This is a genomic window from Cellulomonas sp. Leaf334 (assembly GCF_001424195.1).
Lineage (GTDB): Bacteria > Actinomycetota > Actinomycetes > Actinomycetales > Cellulomonadaceae > Cellulomonas.
In genome coordinates, this window is the sequence record NZ_LMOO01000001.1 from 453,759 (window position 1) to 468,589 (window position 14,831).

15 protein-coding genes are annotated in these 14,831 nt (G+C 72.4%); 6 read left to right on the forward strand and 9 right to left on the reverse strand.

The annotated features are described in order from the left end of the window. Positions 1–86: 86 nt before the first annotated feature. Genes ASF78_RS02185 through ASF78_RS02195 form a run of 3 tightly spaced genes read right to left on the reverse strand, consistent with a single transcriptional unit; the run spans position 87 to position 2,640 of the window. A complete protein-coding gene (locus ASF78_RS02185; protein ID WP_056584377.1) occupies positions 87–479 on the reverse strand; it encodes a low molecular weight phosphatase family protein in 393 nt (130 codons plus the stop codon). Continuing rightward, positions 476–1,867, reverse strand: coding sequence for an FAD-dependent oxidoreductase (locus ASF78_RS02190; RefSeq protein ID WP_056584380.1), 1,392 nt, complete (start codon positions 1,865–1,867; stop codon positions 476–478). The genes ASF78_RS02185 and ASF78_RS02190 overlap by 4 nt, the downstream gene beginning before the upstream one ends. A 17-nt stretch (positions 1,868–1,884) precedes the next feature. Then, positions 1,885–2,640, reverse strand: coding sequence for an aquaporin (locus ASF78_RS02195; RefSeq protein ID WP_056584383.1), 756 nt, complete (start codon positions 2,638–2,640; stop codon positions 1,885–1,887). Positions 2,641–2,686: 46 nt separating this feature from the next. Between ASF78_RS02195 and ASF78_RS02200 the strand changes: the two genes are divergently transcribed. Beyond that, positions 2,687–3,361 (forward strand): ArsR family transcriptional regulator, encoded by a 675-nt coding sequence (locus ASF78_RS02200; protein ID WP_056584387.1) that lies wholly within the window; start codon positions 2,687–2,689, stop codon positions 3,359–3,361. A 140-nt stretch (positions 3,362–3,501) separates the two neighbouring features. Beyond that, positions 3,502–4,890 carry a UTP--glucose-1-phosphate uridylyltransferase gene (locus ASF78_RS02205; RefSeq protein WP_056584389.1) on the forward strand — a complete coding sequence of 463 codons (1,389 nt, stop codon included), beginning with the start codon at positions 3,502–3,504 and terminating at the stop codon, positions 4,888–4,890. 59 nt (positions 4,891–4,949) lie between these two features. Here ASF78_RS02205 and ASF78_RS02210 read toward each other — a convergent pair whose 3' ends face one another. Then, positions 4,950–5,750, reverse strand: coding sequence for an oxaloacetate decarboxylase (locus tag ASF78_RS02210; protein ID WP_056584392.1), 801 nt, complete (start codon positions 5,748–5,750; stop codon positions 4,950–4,952). Between the two features lie 187 nt (positions 5,751–5,937). Here ASF78_RS02210 and ASF78_RS22225 point away from each other — a divergent pair, with 187 nt between their 5' ends. Both ASF78_RS22225 and ASF78_RS02215 read left to right on the forward strand, forming a co-directional pair. Continuing rightward, the gene (locus ASF78_RS22225) at positions 5,938–6,096 is read left to right on the forward strand and encodes a hypothetical protein (RefSeq protein ID WP_156374000.1); all 159 of its coding nucleotides are present in this window, start codon (positions 5,938–5,940) and stop codon (positions 6,094–6,096) included. Positions 6,097–6,203: 107 nt separating this feature from the next. Beyond that, positions 6,204–6,623: a hypothetical protein gene (locus ASF78_RS02215; protein WP_156374001.1), complete on the forward strand. Its 420-nt coding sequence runs from the start codon at positions 6,204–6,206 to the stop codon at positions 6,621–6,623. A 16-nt stretch (positions 6,624–6,639) separates the two neighbouring features. On the opposite strand, the gene ASF78_RS02220 is transcribed toward ASF78_RS02215, so the two are convergent. After that, positions 6,640–7,515, reverse strand: a complete 876-nt coding sequence (locus ASF78_RS02220; protein ID WP_056584398.1) for a universal stress protein — start codon at positions 7,513–7,515, stop codon at positions 6,640–6,642. Positions 7,516–7,679: 164 nt separating this feature from the next. Beyond that, positions 7,680–8,795, reverse strand: coding sequence for a DNA glycosylase AlkZ-like family protein (locus ASF78_RS02225; protein ID WP_056587960.1), 1,116 nt, complete (start codon positions 8,793–8,795; stop codon positions 7,680–7,682). 291 nt (positions 8,796–9,086) lie between these two features. Between ASF78_RS02225 and ASF78_RS02230 the strand changes: the two genes are divergently transcribed. After that, on the forward strand, positions 9,087–11,819 hold the full coding sequence (locus tag ASF78_RS02230; protein WP_056584400.1) for an HAD-IC family P-type ATPase: 2,733 nt from the start codon (positions 9,087–9,089) through the stop codon (positions 11,817–11,819). A 3-nt stretch (positions 11,820–11,822) separates the two neighbouring features. Here ASF78_RS02230 and ASF78_RS02235 read toward each other — a convergent pair whose 3' ends face one another. Continuing rightward, the gene (locus ASF78_RS02235) at positions 11,823–12,284 is read right to left on the reverse strand and encodes a hypothetical protein (protein WP_056584402.1); all 462 of its coding nucleotides are present in this window, start codon (positions 12,282–12,284) and stop codon (positions 11,823–11,825) included. 40 nt (positions 12,285–12,324) lie between these two features. Between ASF78_RS02235 and ASF78_RS02240 the strand changes: the two genes are divergently transcribed. Next, entirely contained in the window at positions 12,325–12,690 is a 366-nt protein-coding gene (locus ASF78_RS02240) for a VOC family protein (RefSeq protein ID WP_056584405.1), read from the forward strand. A 1-nt stretch (position 12,691) separates the two neighbouring features. Here ASF78_RS02240 and ASF78_RS02245 read toward each other — a convergent pair whose 3' ends face one another. Both ASF78_RS02245 and ASF78_RS02250 read right to left on the reverse strand, forming a co-directional pair. Further along, entirely contained in the window at positions 12,692–13,633 is a 942-nt protein-coding gene (locus ASF78_RS02245; protein ID WP_056584407.1) for a carbon-nitrogen hydrolase family protein, read from the reverse strand. Positions 13,634–13,649: 16 nt separating this feature from the next. Further along, the gene (locus tag ASF78_RS02250) at positions 13,650–14,597 is read right to left on the reverse strand and encodes an endonuclease/exonuclease/phosphatase family protein (RefSeq protein WP_056587963.1); all 948 of its coding nucleotides are present in this window, start codon (positions 14,595–14,597) and stop codon (positions 13,650–13,652) included. Between the last annotated feature and the right edge of the window lie 234 nt (positions 14,598–14,831).

A 14,831-nucleotide genomic window follows, 5' to 3' on the forward strand; every position in this document is an offset into this window, starting at 1 on the left:
CCGACCGACATCACCGTCGCCCTCTGGGTCTTCGATCCGCTCGATCCCCGAGGGATCCCGACGCGGTGCGACCAGCCGCGGATGGCCTAGCTCGTCGACTTCTCGCGGTCGAGAAGCTCGGTCACCAGCCCGTCGATGTGGTCGCGCAACGGGCGGATCCCGTCGACGTCCCATGCTGCGGGGTCGGGCAGGGGCCAGACCTCGACGCGCGGGTGGATGGGCAGGTCGAGCCCGGGCTTGAGCGCCACGATGACGTCGGCCCGGGACGCGAGCTCCTCGGTCAGGAGCTGCGGCACCTCGCTGCTGCGGTCGATGCCGATCTCGGCCAACGACGCGAGGACCTTCTCGCTCACTGCGGCGTCGGGCTCGGTGCCGGCGGAGATGACGGTGACGCCGGAGCCGGCACGGGCTGCTGCGAGGCCGGCGGCGAGCTGCGACCGACCGGCGTTGTGGACGCAGACGAACAGGATCGTGGTCATACGGGTGCTCCCGTGGGGGTGGATCGGTGGTGGCGGACCCAGTCCTGGGTGGCCATCTGGACGGCGTCCCACGGTGAGCCGAGCGGCGGGGTGTAGGACAGGTCGAGCTCGCTGACGGCCTCGACGGTCATCTCGTGGAAGATCGCGGTGGCGAGGGTGTCGACGCGTTTGGCGGTCTGGGTGGTGAGGCCGCCGACGAGCTGGGCGCCGAGCAGGCGCCCGGTGCCGGTGTCGCCGGTGATGCGGAGGGAGATCGGTTCCGCGCCCGGGTAGTAGCGCTTGTGGTCGTCGGGGCTCGAGTGCGTCGTGGCGGTCGGGTAGCCGGCGTCGGTGGCGTCGCGGTCGCGCAGACCGGTACGCGCGGCGACCAGGTCGAAGACCTTGACGACCTGGGTGCCGACGCTGCCGGCATAGCGGGCGGACCCACCGATGGCGTTCTCTCCGGCGACCCGGCCCTGCTTGTGCGCCGTGGTCCCGAGCGGGAGGTAGCTGCGGCCGAGGAGGCGGTGGTGGGTGATCACGCAGTCCCCCGCCGCCCATACGCCGTCGAGGCTGGTGCGCATGTCCGAGCCCACGTCGACCGCGTCCGCCGGCCCTGTGGCGGCGCCGGCCGAGACGAGCAGGTCGGTGTCCGGTCGCACTCCCACGACGACCAGGACCAGGTCGACGTCCCAGGCGATCGGCTCCTCGCCTGGCCCGCGACCTTCGACGTGGAGCCCGGCGTCGTCCTTGGCGATCCGGGTCACGGTCGTGCCGGTGTGGACGTCGACTCCATGACGGTTCAGCTCGGCGTGCACGAGAGCGCCCAGCTCGGGGTCGACGGTGGGCAGCACCTCGGGGAGCCGCTCGACCTGGGTGACGTGGATCCCGCGCGCGGCCAACCCTTCGGCCATCTCCAGCCCGACGTATCCGGCCCCCACGATCAGGGCGCGGCGCGGGTTGCTGCGTTCGAGGGTGGCTTCGAGGGCGAAGGTGTCGCCCATGGTGTGCAGCAGATGGACACCATCGAGTGGGCCGACGGTGTCGAGCCCGACGATCGGTGGCCGCACCGGCACCGCTCCCGTACCGACGACGAGGGCGTCGTAACCGATCCACGACTCGCCGCTGCTGTCGCGGACACGCAGGCGTCGGCCGGGTGTGTCGATCACGGTGGCCAGGGTGTCCAGGCGCAGCTGCATGCCCGTGGCTTCGAGGTCCTGGCGGGTGCGGTGGGCCAGGTGGCGCCAGTGCGTGACCTCGCCGGAGATGTAGTACGGGATGCCGCAGATGGAGAAGTTGGGGTAGGCGTCCGCAACCACGACGGTGACCTCGGTCGTCTCGTCGAGCTCGCGGGCGCGCAGGGCGGCGCTGATGCCGGCGTCACTGCCGCCGACCACGACCAGATGCACGGGTGTGCCTTCCTCGGTCAGTGTGCGGGGACGGGATCGAGCTGCTCGGCGGCCTCCACGAGGGCAGCGTCGCGGCCGGTCGGCAGCGGGTAGAACGCCAGGACGGCACCGAGCCCGAGGGCGGCACCGATCACCTGCGCGAGCAGGAACGGCGGGACGGACGCGGGCGCGATGCCGGCGAAGGTGTCGGAGAACATCCGGCCGATGGTGACCGCCGGGTTGGCGAACGAGGTCGAGGACGTGAACCAGTAGGCCGCCCCGATCCAGGCCGCAACCGCGACCCCGACGATCGCGGCGCGGCCGCTGCGCACGAGCGCGAAAATCACCAGCACGAGCCCGGCTGTCGCGACGACCTCGCCGACCAGCAGTCCGGCGCCGGTGCGCTCGGTGCTGGAGATCGCTGGTGCGACGTCGAACATCACGTTCGCGAGCAACGCCCCAGCGATGCCGCCCGCGCACTGGGCCACCACATAGCCGGCGACCTCGAGCGGTGAGCGCTGCGCCGAGCTCCCCCGCGACAGCACCCACTCCGCACCCGTGACCAGGGGGTTGAAGTGCGCCCCGGAGACGGAGCCGAACACCACGATCAGCACCGCCAGGCCGAAGACGGTCGCCAACGAGTTCGCCAGGAGCTGGATCCCGACATCGGTGGTCAGGGCCTGGGCCATGATCCCGGAACCGACGACGACAGCCACGAGCAGGGCGGTGCCGACGAGCTCCGCGGCCAGGCGGTGCGGTAGGGGCAGGGGAACGGGTTCGGGTGGTCGGGTCACGGCGGCATCTTGACCCGGTACCGATCACTCAGTCAATATTGACTCAATGAACACTGAGTGGCAGGCGGAGATCGAGCGGCGCGCGGCGCTGCACGCGGTGCTGTCCGACCCCGGTCGGCTCGCCGTCGTCGAGCTGCTCTCGCTGGGTGACCACTCCCCCTCGGAGCTCTCCGCCGAGCTCGAGATGGCCTCGAACCTGGTGGCGCACCACGTCGGCGTGCTGGTCGAGCACGGCCTGGTCTCCCGCCGGCGTTCCGAGGGCGACCGGCGCCGGACGTACCTGCACCTGACTCCGGACGCCGCGATGGTGCCGTCGGGCTGGACCATGCCCCGCCCGCGTCGCGTGCTGTTCGTCTGCACCGCGAACTCCGCCCGCTCCCATCTAGCCGCCGCGCTGTGGCACCGCACGAGCCGGATCACCGCAGCGTCGGCCGGCACGCACCCTGCGGCAGCGGTAGCGCCCGGCGCGCTGGCCGCGGCGGCGCGGCACGACCTGCCCCTACCCGACGTCAAACCCCGCCTGTTCAGCGACGTGCGCCGGGACGGCGACCTGGTGGTGACGGTGTGCGACAACGCGCACGAGGAGATGGGCGACGCAGCAGACCTGCACTGGTCGGTACCGGACCCGGTCCCGGCCGCCGACGACGCGGCGTTCGACGCCGCCTTCGAGGAGATCGCCCGCCGGGTCGACGACCTCGCCCCCCGCATCGCCCACGCGTGACGACGTCGACGGAGACAGTGCAGGCACCGCGGCAGGCTTGCGAACATGCGCTCGATCCTGGCGTTCTGTCCGGACTGGGTCCACGTGAGAGCGGTCACCAGACCGGCAGTGTCCCGTGCGAGCCACCTAGCATCGATCCCATGAGCGCCCACGGACTCGACCAGGCCCAGCGCAAGATGAGCGACGGCGCGGTGCACCCCATCGCCGTCGACGTCTTCACCCGCTTCTACGGACTCCTGGAGTCCGGAGCGACCGGCGTCATCCCGGAGACCGACGTCGACCCGCTGACCGACGTGCCTCACGCCGCCGATCTCGACGTCGACGAGGAGGTCGCCCGCGACGCACTGGCGGTCACCGCCGTCATCAAGCTCAACGGTGGCCTCGGCACCTCGATGGGGATGGACCGCGCGAAGTCCCTCCTGCGCGTCCGCGGGGACGAGACGTTCCTGGACGTGATCGCCGGTCAGGTGCTCGCGGCCCGCGCGGAGACCGGCGCGCGGCTGCCGCTCGTCCTCATGAACAGCTTCCGCACCCGCGACGACACCCTCCGCGCACTCGCCGCCTACCCCGACCTGCCCGTCGACGGCCTGCCGCTCGACTTCGTCCAGAACCGCGAGCCCAAGCTGCGCGTCGAGGACCTCACCCCGGTCGAGTGGCCGACGGACCCCGACCTCGAGTGGTGCCCGCCGGGCCACGGCGATCTCTACACCGCGCTACAGGCGTCCGGCGTGCTGCAAACCCTTCTCGATGCCGGCTTCAGGTACGCGACGGTGTCGAACTCGGACAACCTCGGGGCGGCGCCCGACGCGCGCATCGCCGGCTGGTTCGCGACGTCAGGTGCCCCGTTCGCTGCGGAGGTCGCGCGCCGCACGTCCGCCGACCGCAAGGGCGGCCACCTCGTGGTCCGTCGGGACGACGGTCGGCTGGTCCTGCGCGAGTCCGCCCAGACGCTCCCGGAGGACGCCGACGCAGCCGGCGACATCGAGACCCACCGGTACTTCAACACGAACAACCTCTGGCTCGACCTCGAGGCGCTCGCGGCGGAGCTCGACCGCACGGGCGGGGTCCTCGACCTGCCGCTCATCCGCAACGAGAAGACCGTGGACCCGAGTGACAAGACGTCGCCGAAGGTCGTCCAGATCGAGTCGGCCATGGGCGCAGCGATCGAGGTGTTCGACGGTGCCGTGGTGCTCGAGGTGGACCGCTCAAGATTCCTGCCGGTGAAGACGACGAACGACCTGCTCGTGCTCCGGTCGGACGTCTACGACCTCGGCGACGACTTCCGTCTGACGGCCCGCGTCGACGCGCCCTTCGTCGACCTCGACCCGGGGGCCTTCGCGCTCATCGGCTCCTTCGACGCCCGCGTCCCGCACACCCCGTCCCTCGTCGACGCGACCTCGCTACGGGTCCGTGGTGACTGGACGTTCGGCCGGGACGTCGTCGTCGTGGGTGCCGCAGCGCTGAGCGACCTCGGCGAGCCTGCGGTGGTCCCGGATGGCGCACGGGTCGGGCCTGCCGGCATCGAGTGATCCTGCCGGGTCCCTGCCGCCCTGGTCGGGCGCGGACGGGGATGGGATCGGTCCGCAGGTCAGTCGCCGAACAGGGCCTCGACGTCGGGGAGGCGCTCGAACCGCGTGAACGTCCCTCGCTCCGCGATCTCCCTGGCGGCCGACAGCATGCCGTCCCACGCGGTACGCGCGAGCGTGCCCCCCACGCTGATCCGGCGGACCCCGAGCTGCGCTGCCTGAGCAACGGTGGTGAACGGAGAGTTGATCAGGAGGTTCACGGGCTTCGGTGACACCGCGGCCACGATGGCGGACACGTGCTCGAGGTTGTCGATCCGCGGAGCGTAGAGACAGTCGGCGCCGACGTCCGCGTACGCACGGAGCCTCCTGATCGTCTCGTCGATGTCGGGACGGCCGCAGACGAATCCCTCGGAGCGGCCCGTCAGGACGACCCCCGTACCGCTCTCGTCGATGGCCTGTCGTGCCGCGGCCACTCGCTCCACGGCCAGCTGGAAGTCGAGCAGAGGGTTGGCCTCGTCCCCCGACGAGTCCTCGATCGAGAGTCCGGCGATCCCCGTCCCCGCAGCCAGCCTGACGTTCGCGGCGACGCCGGCGGGATCCACCGCGTAGCCGTCCGTGAAGTCGGCGTTGACGGGCACCGACACCGCCTCGGTGATCTGACGGAGATGCTCGAGCGTCTGGTCGAGGGTGACCACGGCGTCGGGGAGGCCGAGCGACCAGGCCAGGCCGGCACTCGTCGTCGCCAACGCCGTGAACCCCAGTTCCTCCAGGAGCCGTGCGCTCCCGACGTCCCACGGGTTCGGCATCACGAAGCACCCGGCACGATGCAACCGATGGAACTCGGCGACCCGATCCTCGACCATGTCCGCACCACACCCCTCGACGAGCCTGGGCTCCGCACTCTATTCCGATCCAGTCGCCCGGGGGACGGTCGGCTGGGTGCCAGGCAAGGGGGACCAACGGCCCTGGTGGACTCCCGCAGGAGCGCCCACAGTGCTGACAAGCCGGAGACCCCGGCGTCGTCCGGACCCTGAATGGTGGAGACCCCACATGAATCCAGAGCTCTTCCTCATCGAGTACCACACCAGGGAGCGCGAGCTCGCCGTCGAAGCCGAGCACCGACTGGCGTGCACCGCCCGTCCGCAGAGCGCACACCCTGTACCGCACCTGTGGCGCCTGCGTCGGCTGCTGGCCGCAGCGACGCACTGACCGCTCGACCGTCCGCAGCCCGGGACGTTCGACCCTGGACCGGCGGACCGGGGTGCGATGGGCTGGCGTCTGGATCCCCCCGCAGTGCGGTCAGGAGGCCGGAGCCCATGATCTCGACGACGGATCGCCCCTCAGGGCTGGTGACGTCACGTGGCGCCTCGGTGGCGACGCGGTACGACCAGCGGCTGTGCGCCCACCTCGACGTGCGGACCGAGTACGGGCTGCGCGCCGCCCGGGCCGGCGCCGGACTCGTCCGTGAGGCGATCGTCGCCGCGAGGGCGCAAGGGCTCCGGACGGCCGAGCTGACGCTCGACGTCGCCTCACCCGTCACCGGAGCGGTGCTGGAGCTGCTGCGGGACCTCGTCCACGACGACGTCGCCGACCTCCGGGTACGACGGGCCGGGGGCACGGTCCTCGTCGAGGTCGAGCTCGCCGCGCACCCGCCGGTCCACGACGGCGACGCACCGCCCGCGAGGGGCGGTGGACGGCACCTCACCGAGCTGTCGCGTCGGCTCGGCGCCGCGTAGGCCGCCACCGGCGCGTTCACCGGTCGTCGTGCACCACGAGGACGGGGCACGTCGCCTCACGCACCACGGCCGCGCTCACCGAACCGAGCAGCATGCCGCGGAAGGTGCCGAGCCCGCGGGACCCCACGACCAGGAGCGCTGCCCCGCGGGCCAGGCACGTCAGCGCGTCGACCGGGTCGTCGTCGACCAGCGCGAGCTCGACGACCACCCCCTCGTTCTCGGCACGCAGCGACTCGGCGACCCGGCGAGCAGCCGTGTGTGTCGCATCGTCCTCGTCGTCCGTGGCGAGCGGTGGCACGCTGCCGCGACCGAACGGGTCAGGGATCGTCGGCCGCGCGTGCACGACGGTCAGGGCCCTCCCCCGCATCCAGGCCTCGTGCGCGGCGACGTGGGCGGCAGCCAGGGACGACGAGGACCCGTCGACGCCGACCACGACCGGCGCGGCGGCCTGGGTGGGCTGGTCGGGATCGGCCCGGACGACCGCGACGGGGCAGCGGGCGTGCGCCGCCAGGTGCACCCCGGTGGATCCCGTCCGCGCGCGTCCTGTGGGCGTGCTCGCGCCGACGACGAGCAGCTGGGCCTCCTGGCTCAGCACGCGCAGGCACGCCACGACCTGTCCGTGCAGCACGCGGACCTTCACGGGGACGCCGGGATGGCGCATCTCGACCCGCGCCTGCTGGTCGACGAGGTACTGCTCGACCTCGGCCTGGGCATCGCTGCCCATCGCGACCGGGTACCAGCTCCAGGCGGTGACCTGCCAGGAGTCGTCGATCGCCCGGACGAGCAGGACCTCCGCACGACGTCGTACCGCCTCGCTGACGCCCCACTCGAGCGTGTGCGAGCTGTGGGGTGAGCCGTCGAGCGCGACGACCACCGGTCCGTCGGAACGCATGAGGTGCCTCCTTGCTCCTCGCGCACGGCCGCGACCGGCCTCCGTCGGCCGTCGGGTCGTGCTGGTTCCAGCGTTCGCCTCTCCGGGCGCGCTGTCCCGGGACCTCCGACCCCTCCTCGGCCGGGGACGCCTCACCCGACCGGCACCCGGGTCGAGCTCCGACCTCACCCGGCGGCGGTCGTCACCGTCGGGTGAAGCGGTCGGTCCAGGCACGCGGCGAGCCTGGCGATCCCCTCGTCGAGCGCGTCCGACGCGGGGCGCCCTGCGCCGGGGAACACGGTCACCGTGACGTCCTCGTCGCGCACCGACCAGGTCCCGACGACGACGCCGCCCGCCACCACGAGGTTCGCCCCGCGGCTGACCTCGGTCCGCCGCTCCGGTGGCACGATCTGGGGGTCCGCGGTCCCCGGACCCAGCACCCACTGGTCGTAGGCGGGCAACAGCCGGACGGCGCTCGTCGGCTCGGTCCCGGTGAGCTCGTCGACGTCCTCGCGGAGCACGAGGGCCGGTGCGCCGTCCACCACGACGGGGGCGAGTCGCTCCCCGAGCTCCTGGACCCACCGCTGGATGCGCCTGCGGCCCGCGCTCAACCCTGCTCCGAACCAGTAGTCCAGGTGCGCCGGGGTGGTCGGACCGTACGCCTGCACGTACTCCACGATCACGCGCGGACCGGCGTCGGCGAGGTCCGGGAGGCCGGCCCACCGCGGGTTGCGGGTGAGGAGCTGGAAGGTCGGCAGTCCGTCGCGGGATGGTCCGAACGCGAGGTCGCCCTGCCACGCGAGAGCCTTGAGCAGGGTCCACGGCTCGTTCGCGAAGATCGGTCGGAGGTGCTCGTACCGTGGACGGGTCGCGAGCGCTGCGCCGAGCTCGTCGGGGGTCAGCGGGCGGTCGTCGAGGGCGTCCCGGACAGCCGCACGGAAGTCCGGCCAGTCCTCGGGAGCCAGGCGGTAGTACTCCCGCCAGCTCGGCAGCTCCCACTGCCGGCCGGCCGCACGGAGCACGAGGTAGGCGCCGCCCTCCTCGGGGGTCAGGAGGTGGACCGCGCCGCGGAACGCGAACGTCCGCAGGAGCCGACCGTCGAGCACGGCCTCACGCACCTCCCCCGGCCGCGAGCTGTGCTGCCGGGTCCGGACCGCGAGCTCGACGTCCGACTGCGCCGGGATCGCGGTCAGCCGGCGCACCACGTCCTCGGCGGACGTGGCGCCGACGGGCTCCAGCAGCTGCCGGCGCATCCGCCACGCGAGCGCCTGGGTTCGGGTCACCTGCACAGGACCGGTCATCTGCACTCCCTCGTGTGCCGTGATCATCCGGCTCGACGTCTGCCGACCGCAGGAGCGGTGGCATGACGACGGAGCCTGGCGCGAGGCTCGACCCATGATCGCAGGGCGGGCTTCACCGGTGACGTCCGCGACTGGACGGGCCGTCCCGGTGCGGCGTGCCAGACCGACGAGGCCGGTCGTCGCCGCACCCACGACGCCCTGGAGGGTGCCGCCTACGACGCTGACGAACCTCGCTGCAAGGATGGGTGCCGTGCCCGCACCGCGTCACGACTCTGCCGAGGAGCACGCCGTATGACGACCGCAGCGCCAGACCACCCCGCACGCACGACGGTCCTGACCGCGCCGTGGTCCCTGCCCGGGGAGGAGGTGCTGCAGGCCGTCGCGAGCTCGTCCGACGGGCTGACGGGGCGAGAGGCGCAGGACCGGCTCGCACGCGACGGGCGCAACGAGCTGCCCGAACCGCCTCAGCCGTCCGTGCTCCGGCGCCTGCTGAGCCAGTACGCCGACGTGCTCATCTACATCCTGGTCGCGGCGGCGGTCCTCAAGGCGCTCACCGGAGACTGGGTCGACTTCGCCGTGATCGTCGTGGTGATCGTCGCGACGGGTCTGATCGGGTTCATCCAGGAGGGCCGGGCGGCGTCGGCGCTGGCGGGGCTGCGGAAGATGCAGTCGCTGCGTGCGCAGGTCCGACGCGACGGCACCTGGGGGGTCGTCGACTCGGTCACCCTCGTCGTCGGTGACGTCGTGCGGGTGCGCAGCGGCGACCGCGTGCCGGCCGACGTGCGCCTCCTCGGCCCCGCCCAGCTGCAGGTCGACGAGTCCGCGCTGACCGGGGAGTCCCTCGCGGCGAGCAAGTCCGACGGCCTGAACGACCCGGACGCGGGGGTGGGTGACCGGACCTCGATGCTGTTCTCCGGGACGCTCGTGACGTCCGGCACCGGTGAGGGCGTGGTCGTGGCGACGGGGGCCGGCACCGAGATCGGCCGCATCTCGGCGCTCGTGTCCGAGCAGGACGCGATGGACACGCCCCTGGCCCGGCAGCTCTCGCACCTGGGCCGGCAGCTGTCGGTGCTGATCGGCGTGCTCGCGGTCGTGATGCTGCTGGTCGGCCGGTTCGTGCACGGCCTGGACGTCGACGAGCTGATCTCGGCGGCCATCGGGTTCGCCGTCGCCGCCGTTCCCGAAGGACTCCCCGCGCTGGTCACGATCACGCTGGCGCTCGGCGTGCAGCAGATGGCCCGGCACCACGCGATCACGCGCAAGATGGCGGCGGTCGAGACGCTCGGCTCCACGACGACGATCTGCTCGGACAAGACGGGGACGCTCACCCAGAACGAGATGACCGCCCGCAGCGTCGTCACCGCGGCGGGTACCTACGCCGTCGAGGGCACCGGCTACGCCCCCGCCGGACGGGTCGCGACCCCGGACGGGACGACGGCGGACCTGGCCGCGCACCCCGACCTCGCCGCGCTCGTGCTGGCGGTCGGCCTGTGCAACGACGCCCACGTCGAACCGACCGACGACGGCTGGCGCGTCGTCGGTGCGCCGACCGAGGGCGCCCTGGACGTCCTCGCCGCGAAGGCGGGCCTGGACCGCACCGGTGCCGCCCGGGTCGGGGCGGTGCCGTTCGAGTCCGCGCACAAGTTCGCCGCGACGCTGGACGACGTCCCGTCCGGCACGACGCGGCTGGTCCACGCTGTCGGTGCCCCGGACCGGCTGCTCGACCGGTGCGACACCGAACGTGACGCGGACGGCGGTGTCCGGCCGCTCGACCGCGGCGCCTGGGACCGTCGGATCGACGAGCTCTCCGCCGGCGGGCTGCGCGTGCTCGCTGCGGCGTTCCGCCCCGCCGACGGGGTCGACGCCATCACGCTCGACGACCTCGACGACGGGCTGACGTTCCTCGGGGTCGTCGGCATCGTCGACCCGCCGCGGCCCGAGGCGACCGCGGCGATCGCCGAGGCGCATGCGGCGGGGATCCGGGTGAAGATGATCACCGGCGACCACCGCGGCACCGCCACGGCGATCGCCCGCGAGCTCGGCATCGCCCCCGACCACGGCACGGTCCGGGCGCTGACCGGTGCCGAGCTGCAGGCGATGGACGACGACGAGCTGCGCGCGGTGGTGCGAGACGTCGACGTCTACGCGCGGACCTCCCCCGAGCACAAGCTCCGGATCGTCCGCGCCCTGCAGTCCCACGGTGAGGTCGTCGCGATGACCGGAGACGGCGTGAACGACGCCCCGTCGATCACGCGGGCGGACGTGGGCGTCGCGATGGGCATCAAGGGCACCGAGGCCACCAAGGAGGCCGCCGACATCGTCCTGGCCGACGACAACTTCGCGACGATCGAGCGGGCGGTCGAGGAGGGCCGGCGGATCTACGACAACATCCGCAAGGCCGTCGTGTTCCTGCTGCCCACCAACGGTGCGCAGTCGCTCGTGATCCTGGTCGCGGTGCTGGCCGGGCTCGCTCTCCCGCTGTCGCCCGTGCAGATCCTCTGGATCAACCTCGCGACCGCGATCACGCTCTCGCTGACCCTCGCGGGCGAGCCCGCGGAGCCCGGCATCATGCGCCGCACCCCCCGGTCCCCGACCGAGCAGGTGCTGTCGTCGCGCGCGGTCGCGGTGATCCTGATCGCCTCCGTCGTCATCGGTGCAGCGACCCTCGTGGTCTTCGTCCTGGAGCGTGACCGCACGGGTGACTACGCGGTCGCGCAGACGTCCGCGGTCATGATGCTCGCGCTCGGACAGCTCGCGTTCCTGCTGAACTGCCGCCTGCTCAACGGGTCGGCCTTCACCGTGCGGGTGCTCACCGGCAACCGCAGCCTCTGGGTCTCGGCCGGCGCCCTGCTCGTCCTGCAGCTCGTGTTCACCTACGCGCCGTTCATGAACGCGTGGTTCGACTCCACCCCCATCGGTCTGCACAGCTGGGTCCTGACGGCCGGGATCGCGGTGGTGGTGTTCGTGGTCATCGAAGCCGCGAAGGCGGTCCTGCGCCGGACGGGCGACCGCGGCGCCGCGTAGCGCTCAGCTCGGGGGGTCGCGGTCGTCGAGCAGCAGCCGCCGGACCGCCGCCCGGGACACGAGCAGTGCGACCACGAGGAGGGTCACGGGCAGGAAGCCGCCCAGGCTCACGGCGTCGCCGAACACGAGGTCGACCAGCGCCAGGACGACGAGCTTGCTGCCCGCCGCCACCACCCAGAGCGCCGCGCCGGCGGCGACCTTCCCGCGTCGCGAGGTCGCCGTGTGGAACAGGGCGAGGACCCTGCCCTTGAGCCTCAGGACGAGCTCCAGGGCGACCTTGAGCAGGATGGCGGTCAGCAGCGACAGCGTGAAGCTCTCGCTGAGGACGGCCGGGACGTACTCGATGACGAGGTTGAGGACGACGACGTAGACGAAGACGTCCACGACGTCGGCCGGCCGGGACCGGAGCCAGGTGCGGACCGGTCGCGCGTCCGTCGAGGCGACGGGGTCGCGTTCTGTCGTCACGGCACCATCGTGACGTACGCAGCGGTGCCAGGATGTCCGGATGAGGATCCGTCGGCAGGTCGTGGTGTTCGACGCCGCCGACGTCGAGCAGGAGAGCGGGTTCTGGGCGGCGCTGCTCGGGGGCACCGTGTCGGTGGAGGAGGACTGGCACTCGGTCCTCGTCGACGGCGAGCCGCGCATCGACGTGCAGCTCGCGCCGGACCACGTCCGGCCCGAGTGGCCCGACGGTCAGCCGCAGCAGGTGCACCTCGACCTGTACGTGGACGACATCCACACCGCGCACGAGCACGCCCTGGCCGTCGGGGCGGTCCTGCTCCAAGCGGCGACGGACCTCACGACGCCCGACGGGTTCCAGGTCTACGCCGACCCGGCGGGGCACCCGTTCTGCCTGTGCTGGGGGCCGTGACCTAGTCGTCGGCCAGCACGACGGCAGGTCGCGGACGGGTGTCGACGGTGAGCCGGAAGATGTCCGGCCGGTGGTAGTGCCCGGTGGCGTCGAACAGCCGACGCGCGGCGCGGACCTGCGCGAGGTCGATGTCGGCGGTGAGGATGGTCTCCTCGTGCCGGGCCGGGCCCGCGAGCAGCTCCCCGTTGGGTCCGACGATCACGCTGTTGCCGGGTTCCACCCAGCCGCCGTCCCCCTCCTTGACGGTCCACACCTCGTCGCGACGCGGGAAGTCGGCGGGGATCTGGTCGATGTGGGTGCACGGGTTGACGCCGATGACGTAGCAGCGCCCCTCGCGCGCGATGTGCCGCAGGGTCGCGACCCACCCGTCGCCGGTGGCCAGGGTGGGAGCGGTCCAGATGTCGACCCCCTGCGCGTAGAGGTAGAAACGCGCCAACGGCATGTAGTTCTCCCAGCACGTCAGCCCGCTGAGCCGGCCGAACGGCGTCTCCACGACGGGCAGCGTCGACCCGTCGCCCATCCCCCAGACCGTCCGCTCCGAGCCGGTCGGCATGAGCTTGCGGTGCTTCGCGAGCAGCCGACCGTCGGGACCGAGGTAGAGAGTCGTGTTGTAGACCGTGGAGCCGTGCGGCTCGCGCTCCTCGACGTTGACCACCACGTACACGCCGGCCTCCGCGGCGGCGGCGCCCAACGCCTCGGTCACCGGGCCGGGCACGACGACCGCCTGGTCGAGGAGCAGGGCGAACCACTCCTCGTCGCCGTCCCAGATGGGCCGCGAGTCCATCCAGACGGGCGTGCCCGGGATGAACACCTCCGGGAAGACCACGAGGTGGGCGCCGTCGGCGGCGGCCTTCTCGATCAGGCCCACCGCCTTGTCGACGCACCCCTGCCGGTCCATGAGCACGGGTGCGGCCTGGATCGCGGCCACGCGGGTGAGGGTCATGGTCAGGGCTCCCTGCCTACACGTTGATGGTGGCGAGGACCGGCCGGTGGTCCGACCCGGGCTCGCCGCGGCGGTCGTTCGGGTCCTCGGTGATCGACGGGACCGGTCCGGCTCCGTCGGTCGTGACGGCTCCGTCGGCGACGAGACCGACGAGCGCGTGACTCACGAGGATGTGGTCGATCAGCTCCTTGCGGCCGCGGAACTCCCGTGAGAACCGCTGCTCCTCGGGGATGCGGGCGGCCAGGTTCCAGAGCCTCTGACGGTCGCCCGCGTCCGGTCGCGAGAACCCACCCGTGCCGATCTCCGAGCCGGTCGGGCCGAGCAGGATCTGCGTCGTCGCCGCCTCCGGCACGTCGTTGAGGTCACCGAGCACGACGACCGCCGCGCTGCCGGCGACCGCGTCGAGCCTGCGGGACGCCGCTGCGCGGACGGTGACCGACTCGGACGACCGCCGGTTCAGGGCGTAGGCGCCGAACCGCGCGCGCTCACCCTCGTCATCGGTCGAGAAGCGACCCCCGGGGAAGGTCAGGAGCTTGGACTTCAGGTGGCACGCGATCAGGTCGATGCGTCGTCCACCGACGTTCACCCGTACCTGCAGCGCTGCCCGCCCCATCGTCGAGCTGGACACGGCGGTGTCGTCGACCTGGATGGGGCGCAGACCCGCCGGGAACGCGACCCACTGGCGCACCGCGGTCAGCGGCAACCGGGACAGGAAGCCGACCCGGATCCCCCGCCGGTCGGGCGCCGCCGTCGCCTGGTGCCAGGTCCCACCCACCCGCTCGGCGAGGTCGGTCAGGGCAACGACGTCACCGACCTCCTGCACCGCCAGGACGTCGGGCGCCATCGCGGCGACGACGTCGGCGAGCGACGTGAGCTTCGCCTGGTACGCGGCGCCGGTCTCCGGTCCGGCGTCGTCCCCAGGGCGGAAGAGGTTCTCCAGGTTCCACGTGCAGATCCGCACCATGGCGACCACCCCATCGAGTCACCTCGTGTCTACTCCCCTGGAGGGACGGGCGACAAGGTTCGCCGTGGCGATCGCCGCCGACGAGGTCGAGCCGGCACGACGGCAGTGGGGAGGAGCCGTTGGCCCGGGACCGCAGCGAGCATGGAGGAGCTCGGCATCCTCAGCGCAGCGATCCTCATCCAGGGGTCGGCCGGGCCGTGACGAGGTGGTGACGAGGGCGTGACGTGCGCGCAC

Excerpts from the sequence above, each read along its gene's own strand:
- ASF78_RS02185 (WP_056584377.1), bottom strand. The coding sequence starts at position 479 with ATGACCACGATCCTGTTCGTCTGCGTCCACAACGCCGGTCGGTCGCAG.
- ASF78_RS02200 (WP_056584387.1), top strand. The coding sequence starts at position 2,687 with ATGAACACTGAGTGGCAGGCGGAGATCGAGCGGCGCGCGGCGCTGCAC.
- ASF78_RS02205 (WP_056584389.1), top strand. The coding sequence starts at position 3,502 with ATGAGCGCCCACGGACTCGACCAGGCCCAGCGCAAGATGAGCGACGGC.
- ASF78_RS02210 (WP_056584392.1), bottom strand. The coding sequence starts at position 5,750 with ATGGTCGAGGATCGGGTCGCCGAGTTCCATCGGTTGCATCGTGCCGGG.
- ASF78_RS22225 (WP_156374000.1), top strand. The coding sequence starts at position 5,938 with ATGAATCCAGAGCTCTTCCTCATCGAGTACCACACCAGGGAGCGCGAG.
- ASF78_RS02215 (WP_156374001.1), top strand. The coding sequence starts at position 6,204 with ATGATCTCGACGACGGATCGCCCCTCAGGGCTGGTGACGTCACGTGGC.
- ASF78_RS02220 (WP_056584398.1), bottom strand. The coding sequence starts at position 7,515 with ATGCGTTCCGACGGACCGGTGGTCGTCGCGCTCGACGGCTCACCCCAC.
- ASF78_RS02225 (WP_056587960.1), bottom strand. The coding sequence starts at position 8,795 with ATGACCGGTCCTGTGCAGGTGACCCGAACCCAGGCGCTCGCGTGGCGG.
- ASF78_RS02230 (WP_056584400.1), top strand. The coding sequence starts at position 9,087 with ATGACGACCGCAGCGCCAGACCACCCCGCACGCACGACGGTCCTGACC.
- ASF78_RS02240 (WP_056584405.1), top strand. The coding sequence starts at position 12,325 with ATGAGGATCCGTCGGCAGGTCGTGGTGTTCGACGCCGCCGACGTCGAG.
- ASF78_RS02245 (WP_056584407.1), bottom strand. The coding sequence starts at position 13,633 with ATGACCCTCACCCGCGTGGCCGCGATCCAGGCCGCACCCGTGCTCATG.
- ASF78_RS02250 (WP_056587963.1), bottom strand. The coding sequence starts at position 14,597 with ATGGTGCGGATCTGCACGTGGAACCTGGAGAACCTCTTCCGCCCTGGG.